This is a genomic window from Coraliomargarita sinensis, assembly GCF_003185655.1.
Taxonomy (GTDB): Bacteria; Verrucomicrobiota; Verrucomicrobiia; order Opitutales; family Coraliomargaritaceae; genus Coraliomargarita_B; species Coraliomargarita_B sinensis.
This window is the reverse complement of sequence record NZ_QHJQ01000004.1, coordinates 241,660-257,530: the sequence shown is the minus strand read 5'-3', so window position 1 is coordinate 257,530 and position 15,871 is coordinate 241,660. Positions and strand designations below refer to the sequence as shown.

General features: G+C 56.3%; 8 protein-coding genes. 5 read left to right on the top strand and 3 right to left on the bottom strand.

Annotated features, from left to right (window positions below; translation table 11 throughout):
- Window positions 1–64: 64 nt before the first annotated feature.
- Together DDZ13_RS07660 and DDZ13_RS07655 are read left to right on the top strand one after the other, a co-directional pair.
- Window positions 65–4,912: an Ig-like domain-containing protein gene (locus DDZ13_RS07660; RefSeq protein ID WP_110130850.1), complete on the top strand. Its 4,848-nt coding sequence runs from the start codon at window positions 65–67 to the stop codon at window positions 4,910–4,912.
- A 41-nt stretch (window positions 4,913–4,953) separates the two neighbouring features.
- Window positions 4,954–5,907 (top strand): SMP-30/gluconolactonase/LRE family protein, encoded by a 954-nt coding sequence (locus tag DDZ13_RS07655; RefSeq protein ID WP_110130849.1) that lies wholly within the window; start codon window positions 4,954–4,956, stop codon window positions 5,905–5,907.
- A 620-nt stretch (window positions 5,908–6,527) separates the two neighbouring features.
- Here DDZ13_RS07655 and DDZ13_RS07650 read toward each other — a convergent pair.
- Both DDZ13_RS07650 and DDZ13_RS07640 read right to left on the bottom strand, forming a co-directional pair.
- On the bottom strand, window positions 6,528–8,372 hold the full coding sequence (locus DDZ13_RS07650; RefSeq protein WP_110130848.1) for a heparinase II/III domain-containing protein: 1,845 nt from the start codon (window positions 8,370–8,372) through the stop codon (window positions 6,528–6,530).
- A 556-nt stretch (window positions 8,373–8,928) separates the two neighbouring features.
- Window positions 8,929–9,609 carry a PEP-CTERM sorting domain-containing protein gene (locus DDZ13_RS07640; RefSeq protein ID WP_110130846.1) on the bottom strand — a complete coding sequence of 227 codons (681 nt, stop codon included), beginning with the start codon at window positions 9,607–9,609 and terminating at the stop codon, window positions 8,929–8,931.
- Window positions 9,610–10,208: 599 nt separating this feature from the next.
- On the opposite strand from DDZ13_RS07640, the gene DDZ13_RS07635 reads away from it, so the two are divergent.
- The 3 genes from DDZ13_RS07635 (at window position 10,209) to DDZ13_RS07625 (ending at window position 13,715) form a co-directional block, all read left to right on the top strand.
- Entirely contained in the window at window positions 10,209–11,783 is a 1,575-nt protein-coding gene (locus tag DDZ13_RS07635; RefSeq protein ID WP_110130845.1) for a sulfatase family protein, read from the top strand.
- A 370-nt stretch (window positions 11,784–12,153) separates the two neighbouring features.
- Complete coding sequence (locus DDZ13_RS07630; protein WP_110130844.1) at window positions 12,154–12,474, top strand: helix-turn-helix domain-containing protein; 321 nt, start codon at window positions 12,154–12,156, stop codon at window positions 12,472–12,474.
- Entirely contained in the window at window positions 12,471–13,715 is a 1,245-nt protein-coding gene (locus tag DDZ13_RS07625; protein ID WP_110130843.1) for a type II toxin-antitoxin system HipA family toxin, read from the top strand. The genes DDZ13_RS07630 and DDZ13_RS07625 overlap by 4 nt, the downstream gene beginning before the upstream one ends.
- 376 nt (window positions 13,716–14,091) lie before the next feature.
- Here the strand turns inward: DDZ13_RS07625 and DDZ13_RS07620 are convergent, their stop codons facing one another.
- Window positions 14,092–15,834 (bottom strand): alpha-L-rhamnosidase-related protein, encoded by a 1,743-nt coding sequence (locus tag DDZ13_RS07620; protein WP_110130927.1) that lies wholly within the window; start codon window positions 15,832–15,834, stop codon window positions 14,092–14,094.
- Window positions 15,835–15,871 lie beyond the last annotated feature (37 nt).

The following is a 15,871-nucleotide window of genomic DNA, read 5'->3' as shown; positions in this document are numbered from 1 at the left end:
TATTTGATGACTTACTTAGTCATCGAGTGCGCATGACTTGCCTCGCCCGAAATATTTTCCAAGAATGACCCCATCTCCAAAGCTGTTAATTGTTTGTGTTGTCCTGTCGCTATGGACCAAATTTGCCTTGGCTGTCGGACCCGGCATCGGGAACCTGACGTACTCCGAGTCGGAGCTTTTCACCGGCACGACCACTCCACTATCGACCATCAACAGCTCGGTGGGCGTTCCGCAAGGCACGGGCATGGTTTACATGCTCAACGGCTACCTGCTTGTGCCCTTTTCCGCAGATGGTGCCGGGAACGGGTCTTCAGGCGGCTTCGCTTTGTTGGATATTTCGGATCCGCGTGCCATCACGGACGTCTTCACCACCGACGGAAATTCTCCCTACCGTGACACGGCATCTGCAAATTTCGCCGGAGGAGTCGGTGAGCCCCACAGTTTCTCCATCAGGGGAGACGTCGTGTGCCTTGCGGTCAACAAGCCCGGGGGAGTCGAGTTCTGGGACTTCTCCGACATGGGCGACGGCACGGCCGCCGACCCGCCAGTCCCGCAGAAGATTTCCCGTTTCCTTCTACCGGGACTGGAGAACTCGGGCTACAACCGATCGGCCTTTGCGGTGGCTTGGCAGGGAGATTATGTCTATGTCGCCGGCACAGGACTCGGGCTCTACATCGTGGATGCTTCGGATCCCTCCAATCCGGTTTTGGCCAACCGGGGAGCGGGATTGCCCAATCCGATTCCGCCGACCCAACTCGGTAATTTCCCGGTCGGCTTTGCGCAGCCTCTGGGTAATCTGCTCGTCATCTCCAAGACCGACAACGGAGCCGGTCTCACGACGTTCGACATCAGCGACCCGCTGAATCCGGTCCTGCTTTTTACCAGCACGTCCTACGACTCTGAATACAGCACCATCATTAACGGCAACCGTATCATCGGTGCCAATGGGAATATGTGGGACATCAGCGATCCGGCAAGCCCTGCCTTCATTGCGACTCCCGACGATATTGCAGGCGCGGGCAAGGGCGGCTACTGCGTAGTGCAGGACAATTTTCTCCACATCGGTATGAGCAACAGCTACCTGAAGGTGGATATTTCCGGGGCCGGCTCGTCCACCGTCGGCAAGGTCTTTCCCGGAGTGAGCAACGCAGACTATGACTTCGCTACGGCGGCAGGCAATCTGGTGATCGTGGGTGACGATCACGCCAAAGGGACGCCTATCTACCCGCACCAAACCGCCCCCGACACGACAGGCCCCGAAGTGAATATGGTCGTCCCGGTGGACGGGTCACTTAATCAGGCGCTCACGACCCGCGTTGGCTTGACTTTCACCGACATGGTCGAGGTGGATGATATCGATACCTCCAGTTTCATTGTGCGAAAACTGGGCACCGGCACCCCCCTGTCGGGCACTTACACGATTCAAACCGCAGGTGTGGTCAATTTCGCGCCGGATATCCCGTTCGAGGTCGACAGTTCCTACGAGGTCGTTGTTCCAGACGGCACGATTCGAGACTGGGCCGGAAACCTCAACAGCAATGTCTTCACATCCACTTTCTCGACCGGCAGCTCGTTAATTGAAGTGGTGGCACTCTCCGTGTCGGAGGGCACACAGAGCGAAGTCGATGCAACTTGGCTGGCAGAGGTCACCGCGACACACAGTTCCGGCGACCCCATCGAGGTTTCGTGGAATTTCGGCGACGGGTCCGCCGCGACCGCCTTCTCCACTGACACCACTGTTGCCCACACCTACACGGAGCCGGGGCACTACAACGTGACCGTCACCGGCCGCCGGGTGAGCGAACCCCTTGTCGAGTCGAGCTACACATTCACCCACACGGTGCATCGGCCCGTGGTGGGCACTCCGCGCATCTCCGCCACAGTCTTGCTGGATTCCACGCGAGACCTTATCTGGACGGTAAACCGTGACAACAACAGCGTCGCTTGTATCGATGCCACCAATCTAAGCAAACGCTTCGAGGTATCGGTCGGAGAGCAGCCTTTTGCGCTGACGCAACTGCCCGGCGGCGACATCTGGGTGGTGAACCGGGGCAGTGCGAGCATTTCCGTGCTCGATCCCGACAGCGGTGCTGTCCATGCCACACACCCCCTGCCGTATGGCTCGCAGCCTGCGGGCATCGTTCGTTCGTCGACGGGCTCCGAGGTTTACGTCAGCCTCGAAGCGGCCGGACAGCTCGTCGAGATCACGGCGGCCACCGGAACGATTGCCCGCGCGCTGGACACGGGTCCGAATCCGCGCGGACTCGCGCTATCCGCTGACGGAGCGCGGCTCTTCGTCTCTCGCTTTATTTCGCCCGATGATGCGGGTGAGATTACGGAAGTTTCGACCAGCACCTTCAGTATCCTCAGCACCATCGAGCTGGCCATCGACACGACCCCCGACGACGAAGACGCGGGTCGTGGCCTGCCGAACTATTTGGGCGCCGCCGCGGTTGGCCCGGATAATCATAAGCTTTGGGTTCCCTCGAAAAAGGACAACATCCAACGCGGTGTCTTCCGGGACGGGCTTGGGCTGACGTTCGAGAATACCGTCCGTCCGATCATTTCGGTGGTGGATTTGTCCAGCTCGTCGGAGGTCATCTCCAGCCGCCTCGACTTGAATGACCGTGCCATGCCCGTTGCGGTGTCACACACTCCCTTGGGGGACTATGTCTTTGCGCTGCTCCAGGGGAGCAACGCCGTGGATGTGATCGATGCCTACAGCGGAGCGGTGATCGCCTCAATCGAGGATGTCGGTGACGCGCCCCATGGCCTCGTGGTCGACGCTGCCGGCGAACGGTTGATTGTGCACAATTTCATGTCGCGCGATGTCGCCTTTTTCGATATCTCGGGTATCCTTAACAGCACCAGTTTACAGGCAATTCAGCTCGCTAACGTTTCCACCGTTGGAACGGAAGTGCTGGCTCCCAGGGTTCTGCATGGCAAACAACTCTTCTACAACGGCAAGGATGCCCGGCTCACCCGCGATTCCTACATGAGTTGTGCCAGCTGTCATGACGATGGCGGTCAGGATGGCAGGGTCTGGGACTTCACCGGATTCGGAGAAGGTCTGCGCAATACAATCGCTCTGAAGGGGCGAGGTGGTGCCTCGCGGCACGGGAAAGTCCACTGGTCCGGCAATTTCGACGAGATCCACGATTTCGAAGGGCAGATTCGCAATCTCAACGCGGCTGAAGGATTGATGGACGACGCCGATTTCAATACCGGAACCCGCTCCCAGCCTCTGGGTGATCTCAAGACCGGAGTCAGCGGCGATCTGGATGCACTGGTAGCCTACCTTGAATCGCTGACCGAATTTCCCGACAGCCCGCACCGGAATTCTGATGGCTCCATGACCGTGGAGGCTATCGCCGGAAAGCAACACTTCGAGGCGCTCAGTTGCATGACCTGCCACGGCGGACCCGAATTTACCGACAGCCCACAAGGCCTGCGTCATGATATTGGCACACTAATCGGCAGTTCCGGGCAACGACTTGGCAGTCCGCTGGACGGGATCGACACGCCGACGCTTAAGGATGTCTGGAAGACCGCCCCCTATTTACACAACGGCTCTGCGGCTACGCTGGCTGATGTATTCATCGGCGCGGCATCCAACAGTGCGCACGATACCAGTTCGCTGAGTAGCGGCGAATTTGATGAGCTGATTGCTTACTTAATGCAGATTGACGGAACTAGCCCGGGCACGGCAGACACCAATTCGCCTTTTCTGATCGCCAGTTCACCTGCCTATCAGGCATCCGGTATAGGAAATGACATCAATCTGATCGCCCTATTTAACAAGCCGATCGTGCTGGGTTCCGGATTTATTCGAATTCGCAGGGTGGACAACGATGCCATCATCGAATCATTCGACGTCGCAACCTCATCCCAAATTACCGTGACCAACGCGGAGCTGGTGATAACCCCGTCCTCCGACCTTCACGGAGGTCTGGAATACTATGTCGAAATCGAATCCACTGCGATTCTGGATGAATCCGGCAACAATTTCGCTGCCATCACGGACGAAACCGTTTGGAAATTCACTACTGAAACCGCTGAAATCGTCCCGATAAGCCCCCTGGCAGCGATTGCAGAAGTCAACCGGAACGGCTCCGACGCTGCGGGCGTCAATGGTGCTAGCAGTAACACCATCGATGGATCGGGCTTCCCGTCGAACCGGATCGATCTTGAAACCGACCCTGCCGATTCCTGGAACGGTGCCGCAATCTGGTATGTCAAGCCGGGCAGCCAAGGGGGGATCGGTGGCGCTGCCAGTCCGCCGCTTGAAATTTACTACGACCTGGGTCAGGAGCAAACGGTGGGAGCGGTGGCTATCTGGGGCAACAATGCCTCCGGCAGCGGCGGATCCAGCAGCATCGGCACCATCACCGGGATCGATGTGGCCACGGCCAGCGGCGTGCCGGCCGGTTTCACGCTTTCCGACCTGTCTTCCCTTTCCTGGTCGACTGCTCTCAATGACCAGCCTGTTCTCGCTGGCACCGGTGAGGGGCAGGTCTTCGACTTCGACAACCCGGCGACCACGCGCTACCTGCGGCTTACCATCAACAGTGCCACCGACCCCGATCCCAGCGACCAGTATGGCTTCAACGAGTTTGCGGTTCTCGGATCCTCCGGCGGTGGCAGTCCGCCCCAGGGAGCCGATGTCCAGAAGACCTATGCCTATCAATCCACTATCAGCAACGATGCCAACGGGCCGCTCGACCTGCTGGCTGAGTTGAACTACAACGACGGCCAGGCGAATGCCTCCGGTGACCTGAGCTATTCGCTCACTGGCAGTTTGAAGACCTTCACCCTCGCACTCACCAGTAGCGACCCTGGGGTGACCGGCGAACTAACCGCGGATACCGCGGACATGGCGGGCCGCCAGGTCCGCGTGGAACTCGACGAGTGAGCGGACTCGATCATTTAAACCGAAGAACAGAGATTACTATTATGAACGCCCGTCGATTTCCCATCAAGCAGTGCCTGCTTGCCTCCTGCGTCGCAATCACCCTGGCCGGTTGTCAGTCCGCGAAGTGGTCGGGGCCGCTAGCCCGGGCCCCCTGGCAGGCCGAACACCTCGTCACCATCGATGGCTTTAAGGTTCCGGAATGCGTGCTCTGGGATGGGGGTCAAGGTCTGGCCTATGTTGCCAACGTCGAAAGCGAGCCCGAACACTATTGGGACGACGACGGGGTCGGTTTCATCTCCACCATCAAGGCGAACCACCAGGTCGGTGAACTGCGCTGGTTCACGAGCCGACCGGATCAGATCATCCATTCGCCCAAGGGCATGTGCGTGCTCAATGGCGAGCTCTACTTTAGCGACAACACGCGGGTGATGCGCGTGGGCGATGATCGGCTCCAGTTGGTGGCCGAGGGCTTCGTCAAAGCCAACGACCTCGCGACCGACGGCAAGCGGGTGTGGGTTTCCGACACTGCGGCCGGCAAAGTCTTCGCGCTCCATCCCGATGGCAGCAGGAGCGAGATCCGTGCACCTGCCAGCATCAACGGCATCACCTTTGATGACGACAAAATGTATGGAGTCAGCTGGGACCTTCACGAAATTTATGAGCTCGACCCCACGGGCGAGAAAGAAGCCATCGCCTTCGGCCTGGCGGAACACTTCGTCAACCTGGATGGGATCGAAGTGCTGGAAGACGGCAGCTTCATCGTATCCGACTTCATGGGCGACGCGGTCTATCTGATCGAGGCCGACCGCAAGACAGTGCACAAGCTGATCGACATTCCGACCCCGGCCGACATCGGCATCAAGCGCGAAGAAGGTCTTCTCTACGTCCCGCAGTTCAAGCAGGACAAGGTCTCTGTTTACACATTAAGCTTCACTAAATCTTCTGACCTAATGGCCCCCAGCCTTGACGCGGTTCGCGCCAGGCGAGTTCGTTGATGGAGGGGTGATTGGTGATAAGGCCATTCTCGTTGAGTTCGAGCTTTTTGCCCGCCCGCGCACAGAGATTACCGAGCTGGACATTCGCAGTCATCGGCCTGTACCCTTCAAACTTTGGAGCTGTTCTGCTTGCCAATGACTTACGGAAATAAGAAAGAAAAGTGCCTTGAAGACGCGGTGGACCATATTGCCTTCGAGTGTCGGCTTCGCTTCGGTATTGAGCGTATTGGCTGGATGGATCCGTCTTCGCTAAAGCTACACTGTGACAAGTGAATCGGAAGCAACAGTCTGTGATCGAGTACCTGTTAGAAGAGAACCGGGTTATAAAGCATCAGCTTAATGCTTCAGGGAAGAAGCTTTTTTAAGCAATATACAGCGGAGAAGCTTGGCCAAGAAGGCGAAGGCACTCGGTTGGGCAACGTTACAGACCTATGCAAGTCTGGTCACTCCAACAACGCTGATGGCATGGCACCGGAAATTAATAGCACTCAAATACACGGCAAAGCGCAGGATACAAACGGACCGGCAGCAGGAAATGGAAGTTGTTCGTGAACTGTGTGTGAAGTTTGTCGAGGAGAAGCCGGAGTGGGGGTATAGCGCCGCCCCAAAGCAAATTCCTCTTAGTAATCGATCAACTCGAAGCGGACTTGGATCTCGCGGGTTTCGTTTGCCGGGATGCTTGTGGTCAGACCGAGCATGGAGCTGCCCGGGTTTGGCCCGTCCCAGTTGTTTGGCGCTTCGGTGGAGATATTTTTGAAAGAAGCGTCTGCCGGAGCGAGCAGCGAGACGCGCATCGTTCTCCCATCGCGGCGGAGGTGGGCGATCTTGCCGCTCTTGATGTCGAGTTCAGCACGCGTGAAAAACGCCCAGCGCGCATCACGGTCGCTCGTATCAGCTGTGAGTCGATCGCGGATCTCGAAGAGTTCGGGCTCCGGTAGGCTGGCTGTCCGAATGGCGGAGGCGAGGCGACCGCCGAAGGCTTCGCTCAGGTCGAGGGTGACTTGCGTGAAGGGATCGTTCGTGAAGTGAGTCAGCGTGGTCCGCCCATCGACGTCCTGGGCTTGTCCATCGACGATCACCGTGTTGTGCGACCACGGACCGAATCTGAAGACGCGCCAGCGGTCGCTATCCGCATCGTTGCTCCAAATATGCAGGCCGAGACTTTCTAGCGAGTTGTAGGATTGCGCTCCGATATCTTCGACCCACTGCACGCCGCCCATGTCGAGGACGAATGTCCCCGCGTCCATGTGGGCGTGGTTGACACGGGGTGAGCCGCCTTTGATGCCGAAGTAAGTGGCGTCCGGCTCCCATGAGCTACGATGAAGCGCGACCGGAGTGTGGCCTCGACCGTGCCAACTGAGCTCTTTGGGCTCGGCGTCGGGCGCGATTTCACCAGCCCAGAACAGCACGAGCGGGAAGAAGCGGTCCTTTATTCCTTCTCCGGGTTCTGAGGCAATCAGAGCTTGAAGCTTCGGCAGTTCCGACCAAAGCAGGGCCGGTTTGTTGCGCTTGGCGGCAAACCAAAAGCTGGCGGGATTGACCGGCTTGTTCAGGCTGTTGTCCGAGTAGTTGAATAATTGTCGGTCCGGTCGGTGGGTGTGTAGGTAGTAATCGGAGGATTCGAGGAATCCTGGATGAGCGCTGAGGCCGAAGTCCTGCCCCAGCACGGACTCGAGTGCGGTAATCTGTAAAACGGTGTAACTCGTTCCGTATTCCCAATAGCCCGGACCTTCGGGATAGGCACCGTCGGGCGCGTAGGCTTTGAGAGCGGTGGGCACGTTTTTGATGCCGCGGTCGATGATGATGGCGGCGATTTCAGTGGCGTCTTCGAAAATCGCTAGCGCGCCAACCGTGAGGCCCGCTTGGCAGACTTGGTTCCAGTTGTTCTTCGATCCGACCCACCGGTTGTTACCCGGTTGGAAAGAGGGCAGCAGCCCTTGCTTAATAATCGCTTCGCGGATGCTCCGCCGCTCGGCCTCGCCCATTTCGTGGAAAAACCAGTCGTAACCGAAGCCCAGTGCCGCCGTCATGGTGGCGGTATCGAGGAAGCGACTTGGATTCCAATCTTTGAAGGACGCGACGTTCAACATTTCACGAACGCCCCGTTTGGCAAAACGCGGATCGCCGGTCAGCTTATAAGCCAGGCCCAGATAAGCGATCCGGTTCATGACCGCGCGACACGGTCCGCGCAGGCGGCGCCCCGTGAGTTCGTAGGCGACTAAGTCTTTGTTGAGATAAACCTCCGCCTTTTTGACAACGAAGGACGCGACGCTCTGCTTAATCGGATCCGCCGCGATCGACTCCCGCCAGTCGTCCGTGGCCTCTGCGGCGAGCAAAATGCGCGGGTGTGGCATATCCCGCCTCGCCTTTAATTCGTCAAGCAGTTCGCTGGGATAAGCTCCTGAAGTAAGCGGCACGAGTAGAAGGGCGATTTGCAGGATCCAAAGAAGGGCTATTTTGCGCATATCTTAGTGGACACTGGCGCGCCCGTGAGAGTCAATCCGAAGATTCGGCGAGACGTCTCGCGCCTGTACCCTTCAAACTTAGGATCTGTTATAATCGCCAATGGCTTACGAGAATAAGAAAAGTGCCTTGAAGACGCGACGGACCATATTGCCTTCGAGTATCGGCTTTGCTTCGGTATTGAGGGTATTGGCTGGCTGGATCCGTCTTCGCTAAAGCTACACTGTGACAAGTGAACCGGAAACAGCAGGATGCGATTGCCCATATAGAATAAAATAGACACTAGTGGCGGACGGAATGACCCCCTCCTCGGTTCCCGACGCCACGACCACAAAGATAATGACGTGACTCGTTTTGACCTCTTGACCCGTTTTGTCATCTTGCGCGGCCTCAGTCATTCAATCAGTGCTCATGGTCGAAGACAAGTTGGAGGCCCTGCGATTTCCGCTTAACCGGATGCCGTAGTTCCTGTTCGGTACTTGGTTTGCGGGCACAAAAAAGCGCAAAGTGTGAAGTCCTTGCGCTTTTGGAAAAATTTATAGTTTATCAGTCTAAACCTTAGCGGCGACGAACCATGATCCAGGTCAGGCCGAAGCAGCTAGCAAGCAGGGCAAAAGACGAAGGCTCTGGAACGGCGGTGCCGGTGAAGCGGACTTCATCCAAACCGACTAAGCTATCGCCGTAATTCGTTTGAATATCAAACAGGACGTATTGAGCCGTAACGGTGCTGCCGAGGGAGTACGTTTCCCCTGTATAAGTGTTCAGCTTTGATGCTTGCGTGAATGTCTCGGCGGTCGTCGTGCCCCATCCGGTGTCGGTCTCATCAGTGCTGCCGAAGGTGCCAGTAAGGGTGGTAGCGAACTTGATGTTCACATCTTGTATACCCCTTGATTCGAGGGAGTTGTAGTTCCAGATGTGCATGCCGTCCAATTCGTAGCTCTGACCGAGATCGAACATGATCCACCCGTTGTTTTCATCTCGAGACACCCAGCTAGCACTACGGGTGTTGGAGTCATTTATGTTAGTGGGCCAGGTTGTAGGCACCGGATCGCCGGTTTCAACGTCCGAGCTATCAGCGCCTAAGCCAGAACCGTCTATGACATGGGACGAGTCAAAAGAAGGACTAAACTGGCTGCTAGCGTCTACATCTGTCGGCTGAATTACAACGGCCGCATTGGCTGAAAGCGCGATCATCGCGAGAGGAGTGAGCGTAGCGGTCAGTAATTTTTTCTTAAACATTAGCTGATGTCCTATTCTATTATTTAGGGTTGTTGGTCAAAATTTGCTTTTTTGCGGCGCTGGCCGACGGAAGATGAGAATTTAAGAATTAGAATGATTACGCGATTATTCTATATGTTAATAAACCGTGTCATCGCAGCGCGATTATTTTTTGCTGTAGTGGCTAGTGCATTATCAATCATGTCTTTGCGAGATGTGAGTTGCGCCGTTATCACATTGCAGCTACGGGAGGTGTACCCTTCAAACTTTGGATCTGTTTTGTTTTCCAACGACTTATGAAATACGAAAAAAGCGCCTTGAAGACGCAATTGACGATATTGCCTTCGAGTGTCGGCCTTGCTTCGGTATTGGCCGGATTGGCGGGTTGGATCCGTCTTGATTGGATTACGCCGTGACAAGTAAACCGTAAACAGTCCCTCTGAGCGGGATGATCGATCCCCTGCGTGCGGTTCCGGGGAGCAAGGCGACGACAGCGCAAGGCAAACAAACGAGAGACTCAAAGAACAATTCGGGAAGAAAGGCGGGCACAAAACTCAAGTCCGGCCTTCTTACTGAAAATCCTTTGGACAACTGATCCGAAGCATTAAATAAATTCCGTTATGTTCATCCGTCTTTTTGCATTCTTTTTTGCCGTTTCATTGACGCACGCTGCCGCCGAGCCTCAGCGTCCCAACATCCTCTGGATTTTCTCGGACGACCATACCCGCCAGGCCATCGGCGCCTATGGCGGGCGCTTCGCCGACCTGGACCCGACGCCGAATATCGATCGGATCGCCGACCAGGGAATACGCTTCGACCGCGCCTATGTGGGCAACTCGATCTGCGCGCCGGCGCGGGCCACTCTGCTGACCGGTAAACACAGCCATATTCACGGCAAGACCGGTAACCGTGGTGGATTCGATCACAACCAGCAGCAATTCCAGAAGATCCTGCAAAAGCATGACTACCAGACCGCCATGATTGGCAAGATTCACCTTTCAGGTAAGATGCAGGGCTTTGACTATTGGGACGTTTTGCCGGGACAGGGTTCCTATTACCAACCCGAATTCATCTCGGAAGCGGGTTCGGAGATCGTCGAGGGCTACGTCGCCGATATCATAACGGACAAGGCGATCGACTGGCTTGAGCACAAGCGCGACCGTGACAAACCCTTCATGCTTATGGTTCATCACAAAGCCACCCACCGCACCTGGATGGCCGCGCCGCGGCATGTGGGCCTTTACGACGAAGTGACGCTGCCCGAGCCGGACAACCTCTTCGATGATTACGAAAACCGGGGCATCGCTGCCAAAAAGCAGGACATGACACTCAAATCAACCATGCGTCTGGATACGGACCTGAAGGTCCGCTCGGAGGCGAATAAAGCAAAAGGTTTCAAAAGATATCGCGACAATCCTTATCCCGGGGGAGAAAGCGGTGCTTACTTCCGAATGAATGATGAGCAGCGCGCGATTTGGGACGCCGCTTACGACCCGCGCAATCAAGCCTACTTCGATGCCGACCTTGAGCATGGTTCCCGCCAATGGATTCGCTGGGCCTACCAGCGCTATGTCAAAGACTACCTGCGCACCGCCCACAGTGTGGACGAAAGTGTCGGTGCACTGCTCGATTATCTGGCTGCCAACGGGCTGGATAAAAATACCATCGTGATGTACTCCTCCGACCAGGGCTTTTACCTCGGCGAGCACGGCTGGTTTGATAAGCGCTTCATGTATGATGAATCCTTCAGCACGCCGCTCCTCGTCAGCTGGCCGGGCGTGAGCCAGTCGGGCACCGTGAATTCCGATTTGGTGCAGAACATCGACTTCGCTGAAACCTTCCTCGACCTGGCCGGCGCGCCGATTCCTGAGGCCATGCAGGGCCGGAGCCTGCTTCCCTTAATTAACGGCGAGCGACCGGACGATTGGCGTGATTCGCTTTATTACCATTACTACGCCTATCCTGCCACGCACAGTGTTCGGCGTCACGAGGGTGTCTTCGATGGCCGCTGGAAACTCATCCGTTTCTATGGCCCCGGTGTGCCCGGTCGTGAGCAATGGGAGCTGTTCGACTTGAAAAAGGATCCGTTGGAAATGAACAGCATTTACGAAGAGCCTGAGCATGCGGAGCAGATCAAACGTTTGAAGTCAGAGCTCACTGCGTTGAAGGAGCAATATCAGGTGCCGCAGGACTGAGAACCCGCTTCCCGATTTTGAGAAACGCCCTTGGAAGAGCTTGCCGTTTGTCTTCCGGTAATACCGCTTCGATTTAGGGCGCGTCAGACTTCCTAAGTCCGACGTGCCCTTTTTGAATAAGGTATTATACCGATTCGCGAAAGGTTTGTCCTAATAGATTTAGATCTCGTGGCCCCGGTTCTCGGAACCGGGGCGACCTCCATCGGCCCCGAAACAGAGTTTGCTGCGCCATCTCCGTAAGGACTCCGTCGAGGCTACGGGTTTAATCAGTGGATAAGGACAAACCTTCTTGTATCTGGTATTAGGCTTCGCTCATCAATGCGCAATATATTTGACAATATAATCGGATATGAGATATATATTGCCCATTATGAAAAAAACACCCCGCTTGTTACCTGCTCAACGACGTCTCATGGAGCGCCTTGGAGAAAACCTTCGATTGGCTCGATTGCGCCGTAAGCTGAGTGCCTCGCGCGTGGCCGAGCGGGCGGGAATCAGTCGCCGAACTCTGGTCAGCATTGAGTCCGGTGAACCGACTGTGGCCATGGGCAACTATTTCCAGGTCATGCGGGTGTTGGGACTGGAGAAGGACTTCGAGCTGCTGGCGCGTGACGACGAAATGGGGCGTAAGTTGCAGGATATGGAACTGACTCCCAAGCAGCGTGCCCCGAAACGTAAGGCCGTAACATGAGCCGCTCCTCCGCTATTTTTGTCTATGCCGACTGGAAGGGCTTGGGTGGTGCGACCCTGATGGGCCAATTGCATCGGTCGACAGTTCGAGGTGAGGAGGTGCTCTCTTTTGAGTACGATCGGGATTGGCTGAAGCAGCCGCAACCCTTTCTCCTGGATCCGAGGTTACAATTTGTCGAAGGACGCCAGTATGCCGACGGTGCGAATCCATTCGGGCTCTTTCTGGACTCAGCGCCGGACCGTTGGGGTCGGCTTCTCATTCGGCGGCGTGCCGCCCTGAATTCGGAGGATGCCTCACCAGTCCTGTTCGATTCGGACTATCTCCTGGCGGTTTCGGATACCTGCCGCATGGGGGCACTCCGCTTTTGTGATGGTTCAGGGGGTTCCTTCTTGGCGGAGGATACAGAACTTTCCGTGCCTCCACTGCAAAGGTTGCGTGAACTGGAACAGGCCTCCCGACGATTCGAGGCCTCCAACTCCGATGATTCTGAGCACGTCGAGTGGCTACGCATGCTGATCGCCCCCGGAACCTCTCTTGGCGGGGCGCGGCCAAAATGCAGCGTGATTGACCCCGATGGCCAGCTCTGGATCGCGAAGTTCCCAAGTCGGTCGGATGAATACGACGTGGGTGCTTGGGAGGGATTGGTCTATCAACTGGCCAAAAATGCTGGCCTGCGAATTGCCGAAGCACGGGTCGAGCGATTTTCCAAAGCAGGCACCACCTTCCTGGTCCGTCGTTTTGATCGGGAGTTGGATGCACGCATCCACTTCGCTTCGTCCATGAATCTACTCGGTTATCAGGATGGCGACGGTGCGAAAACGGGAGCCAGTTACCTCGACCTTGTCGACTTGATCGAGCGCTATGGATCCAATGTGAACGAAGATCTCGAAGAGCTCTGGCGAAGGATCGTCTTCAATGTCTGTGTCCACAACACCGACGACCACCTGCGCAATCACGGTTTCCTGCTCTCGGATCAGGGGTGGACCCTATCACCGGCCTACGATTTGAACGCGCAGCCTTGGAGTGGGGGACATGCATTGAACATTGACGAGAACAATAATGCCTGCGAATTGGACCTCGTTCGGCGCGTCGGGCAGTACTTCCGGCTCTCCTCAAAAAGACAGGAATCGATCATCACTGAGGTGTCGGAAGTGGTCAGCGCCTGGGAAACATACGCCACGAAGCTTGGTTTGAAGCGGAGTGAAATTGAGCAGCTGCGGACGGCTTTTGAGAAGAGATGAGTCCCCCGGAAGTAACCTAATAAAGGGCTCTGGAGTTGTTAACCACTTTGCGCTGATTGTTCACCTGCGGTGGCATTGCGTGGAACGATCAAATCGACTTTCTACAAGCGATTGGTTAACCTCTGCCTCCCTAGTTTGACCGGTAGGGGCTATTTTAAAAGCCCTTCGGACGACTCTTGGTTGAGACGTACGCGGCGGATTTCACTCACATCACTGGCAGGTCACTGGCATAATGCTCCAGCTCGTCCCTAAAATCGACTCCAAGAGTGGATCATTCTGGGATTTGCACGCATACGTTCAAAGTGAGCGAAGCGGGCGTGATGACTAATTATAGAAAAAAGAAGCTTCGGCTACAGGGGAGCTTGTTTGAACGGGTCTAGTCCACCTGTTGCACCCCCGGCGGGGTTTGGATGGTGCTTTTGATGGAGCCGTCGGCTTGTCTCTCGTGGCGCACTTTGATGAGGCCCTTCGGCGTCGGGTAGCTGCCTTCGGCCCAATCGAGACGGCCCAGGTTCGGCTGGATCCTGACCTTCGCAAATCCCGGTGCCGCCGGTTGAATGCCCAGGACGTGATGACTGAGGAAGGCAGTCGGCCCACCGGCCCAGCCGTGACAGAAGCTGTGACGAAAACCCTTGTAGCAATAGGCCCCGTAATCACCGTGGATGTCGTCCTTGCCCTCCGGGACCGGTTCGTCAATTCGTGCGGCGTTCTTGGTCCATTCCAGATCAAAGTCCTCCCAGAAGGTGGTCGCTCCAAGGTCGAGCATCCCGCCCCAGTACTGGCTGATCATATCCAAAGCGGCATTGGTTTCGCCCGCCTCACCGAGGGCGCAAAGTACATAGTAGCCATAAAAGGTGGAAAGGTCCTTCGGTCCTCCGGCCATCAGTTCCGCTGCCACCGCATCGGCCTTACGAAGACCCGCCAGTAGGTTGAGCGCGGCTGGTGACTTGCGCCCGCTCACCTCCGGTACGTGTTGGCGGAGCTTGCTTTCCGCGGTACGACAGAGCTCTGCAGTCGCCGGATCGTCCAGTAAATCCATCAGTCTTGCCCCCTTGTCCATGGTCATGACCATGAGCGCCTGAAGCCCCTCGTGTACGGCCTTCTCGTTCGCCTTGGTCGGCCAGTCGAGGAAACGAATGCCATCCCTGAGTGCCTCGCTTCCGTTTTCGTCGATATGTTTGGCCAGATGGGGCAACAGCTTTTGCAGGTAGTCCTTTTGTTCCTTCAGGTAATCCAGATCACCATACAACTGATACCAGTCATGGTGGATGATGACCCACCACATGGAGTAGGAACTGATGTTGTTGATCCATTGGGTGGGGCGGGTGGTGGTCTTCATTAAGTCGAGGCTCTTGGGGACAACCTCATTATGCCCGAAGACGGCACTAATGACCGAGACTTCCGGATGCATATCACCCAGCCAAACCAAACGATCCCGTTTAATCCCGTCCCAGAGGTAGTCCTGCATGTTGAGGTGGACCGTCCAGGCGCCGGTTTGCCAAATTTTATTCAAGCGTTCGTCCGGGCATTCGAATGAGCCCAGATAGGGAACATCGCGGATTTGTAGCATGGCCCTGACTTCCAGCATGGGCACGGAGGGTCCGCCTTCGATCGCATCCAGCCGGACAAAGCGGAAGCCCGAGGGGCCGATCATCCTTTTCCCGAACCAGGGAAGTTTCAGGATTTGATCGCGCAGGGCATGGTCGTTTTGCGCGCCGCGTTCACCGAGTTCGGCCGAGGTCTCGGCAACCGATTCGCCGAAACGCACCCGCAGCTTTCGGGGGCCGTCGCTTTTTTTGAAGCCCGGAGTAAAGATCTCCAGATAGCCGGAGATCTGCGTGCCGAAATCCAGAATGATCGATCCGGAGTTCTCGCCGGGGCTCAAGACAAAGGGAGGATGGATGTGCTTGATCGTGCTCTGCCCGGCGTTGGCCTTCAGGAGGGTGTCGGGATGTTCCACGCCCTCCGGACTCATCCAGACAATCCTCTGCGGTTGGATCGCGTAGGTGGATAAGCCTGTCTTTTGTCCCGGCAGCGAGTTTGCCTGCAGCCAACAAAATGCGAGGGAGTGAATGATTAATGCCAAAGGCAAGAGCTTGCGATAGGGGAGTCGAATCATGCTGTTGTTCATTGAATACAATAACCGGGAGCTTCCA